Origin of the sequence: Dysgonomonas sp. GY75 (genome assembly GCF_015234155.1) — a bacterium.
Classification (GTDB): Bacteria; Bacteroidota; Bacteroidia; order Bacteroidales; family Dysgonomonadaceae; genus Dysgonomonas; species Dysgonomonas gadei.
Genome location: NZ_JADCLQ010000019.1, coordinates 1 through 2,539, shown reverse-complemented (window position 1 = coordinate 2,539; position 2,539 = coordinate 1). Strand labels below are relative to the sequence as shown.

General features: G+C 38.7%; 1 protein-coding gene. It reads right to left on the bottom strand.

What is annotated here, in order from left to right; all coding sequences use genetic code 11:
• Positions 1–107: 107 nt before the first annotated feature.
• Positions 108–1,919: a group II intron reverse transcriptase/maturase gene (gene ltrA / locus IR083_RS10330; protein WP_194224259.1), complete on the bottom strand. Its 1,812-nt coding sequence runs from the start codon at positions 1,917–1,919 to the stop codon at positions 108–110.
• Between the last annotated feature and the right edge of the window lie 620 nt (positions 1,920–2,539).

The following is a 2,539-nucleotide window of genomic DNA, read 5'->3' as shown; positions in this document are numbered from 1 at the left end:
GTAGGCTAAGCACCCAGCGCCTTTCCATATTACTATGGTAGGTTTCCAAGCACTCGCCCCCGAACCGGACGTACACGTCTCCGCGTATCCGGCTCTCCACTAAAGTATCAGTCTTGTTTTCCAATGTCAGTCAATTTATGGCAACTCTTACAGAGTGCAATGGTTTTACGTTGTCTTGCAATCATGAGTTTTTCCCAAGGTTTCTTTTTATCTAAACCTTTGAGTTTTCTAACATGATGCATATCCAATTTTTTATCTGTTGCCCCGCATAGTTCACACTTCTCCGCTTTCAGCCTGTCAATCAGGCTTGTTGTACTGATAGTGATTGGAGCTTTAAGATTGTCTACCCATGACTGATAATTGGGATTCTTTCGTTTGAAACCCTCGTTGTAAAAGACTCTGATTTTGTCCTCACCTTTTTTATTCTTGAAATGTACAGTAAATACTTTATTCTGCTTGTATTTACAGGCTATCTTTACAACAGAAGACCGATATTTTCCGGCAAAAGTTTTATACATACTGTATTCCATAATGTATTTAAAGGAGTGCATTGTCGAACAATTATTGGCAATCGAATAATAATTGTAGAAACCTCTGATTTCAGAGTTATACCTATCCAAAATTTCAAGATCGTCATTGTTTATGAACTGAGAACGGGCTTTGGGTTTCCATTGCTCTTTACCGTTATGAGTTTTAATCTCCAAAACGCCATATTCGAGCAATTTCTTCTTTATAATATCCGTAGACAATTTCAAATACACCTTTTTGTTAAAGGCTCTCTTTATCCGACCTCGTTTATCTCTTTTGGTAAGGTTGGATTTGCGGACATAGATTTCATACCCAAGGAATTTTGCAGATTTTTCCGTGTGAGTAATCAGTGTTTTTTCATCCGACAGTTCTAGTTTTAGTTTGGAATGAAGAAAATTTTTAATATCCTCTTTAATTCTTTTACTGTCTTCTTTGTTACCGATTATTCCTATCAGAAAGTCATCTGCATACCGTACATATTTCATTTTTCTGTAATCGCAATCCATTTCGTCTCCACTTGGAATTAAGGTTCTTGCCTTGTCGTATGCCTTAATTTGTTTGACAATTTCTTTTCTTTCATCTTTGTCAGTTACACTTTTTAGTTTCGCTACAGCCTTCTTCTTCCCACATTCGTATTGTCTGCGCTCAATGTTTGTTTTGCGACCTTCCCCTTTATCAAATTCTCGGATATATTCCATTATGTACTTATCCAGTTTATCCAGATAAATGTTAGCCAGTATTGGGCTAACGATTCCACCTTGTGGAGTTCCACTGTGTGTTTTATGGAATTGCCAATCTTCTACATACCCTGCGTTTAGGAATTTTCTTACCAGACGTAAGAAACGTTCGTCAGAAATACGTTCTTTCAAAATATCAATCATGATATCATGGTCAATATTATCGAAGAATCCTTTAATATCTCCTTCCACGAACCATTTTGCTCCGCTGAATGACTTTTGAATCTGGCTTAGTGCAGTATGGCAACTTCGTTTGGGTCTGAAACCATAGGAACAATTTTCAAAATATTCTTCATAAATGGCTTCCAGAATCATTCTTATCACTTCCTGTACCAACTTATCATCAAAAGCAGGTATTCCTAAAGGACGTACTTTTCCGTTTTTCTTTGGTATGTACGTTCTTTTTGAGGGCTGGGGCTGATAACTTTCGTCTTTCAACGATTGTATCAGTTTTTCAATTCGAGACAGGTTCATTCCGTCAATAGTTTTTCCGTCAGAACCGGGTGTCATGTTGCCTGGCTTTGAATAAATTCGCTGATAAGCAACATAATACATCTCTTCATTGAACAGAACACGATAGAGCCTTTCATACTTATAAGTTGAAAGTTTGCTGTGTTTCGTTAGACTGTTTAATACTCTTTCTGAATTTCTCATAATGTCTCTCACATTTTTCGTTAATTGTATTAAAACTACTTTAGCTGCCTCCCTTCGCCGTTGCCGATTCCATAAAGAATTGGCGTGTACAGGTCATTATCCTGCTCAGACTACTACGGAAGCTCCGTTACCATTCCGGATATTCAGGGGCTGACCCCATAGCCTTACAACTGGCTTTCCGGTATAGGTAATCCCCGTTTGCATACATAAAGAACTATGAGACTATACATAGTCTCTGGCACGACAGAGTGTCGGATACGACTTTCATCCTTTACTACATATTGTAGTTGCGCTGTGATTAGTTCCTGCACTTTCTCCTCGAAGAATGGAAAAAGCGAATCACAGTACGACGAGTATAGTTATCTTAACGCCGTAGATATTCCAAATACCGCTCAGATTATCGTTCAATCAATCCAGATTTTATCCTCATAACTGTCTTTTCATCAACCCATTCAGTCGCAGCCTGATAACTGGCTGACTTATGGTCGTCCCGGCATGCTACACTCCCTGTCCAGTTAATTTCCCTTTCAGATAAGCCGGGTGATGATAGGTCATTTTCAAAGAACACTTACCTAATCCTTGCCAAAGGATATTTCTTATGCTGCCTTGACGGGCGCACC

Excerpts from the sequence above, each read along its gene's own strand:
- ltrA (WP_194224259.1), bottom strand. The coding sequence starts at position 1,919 with ATGAGAAATTCAGAAAGAGTATTAAACAGTCTAACGAAACACAGCAAA.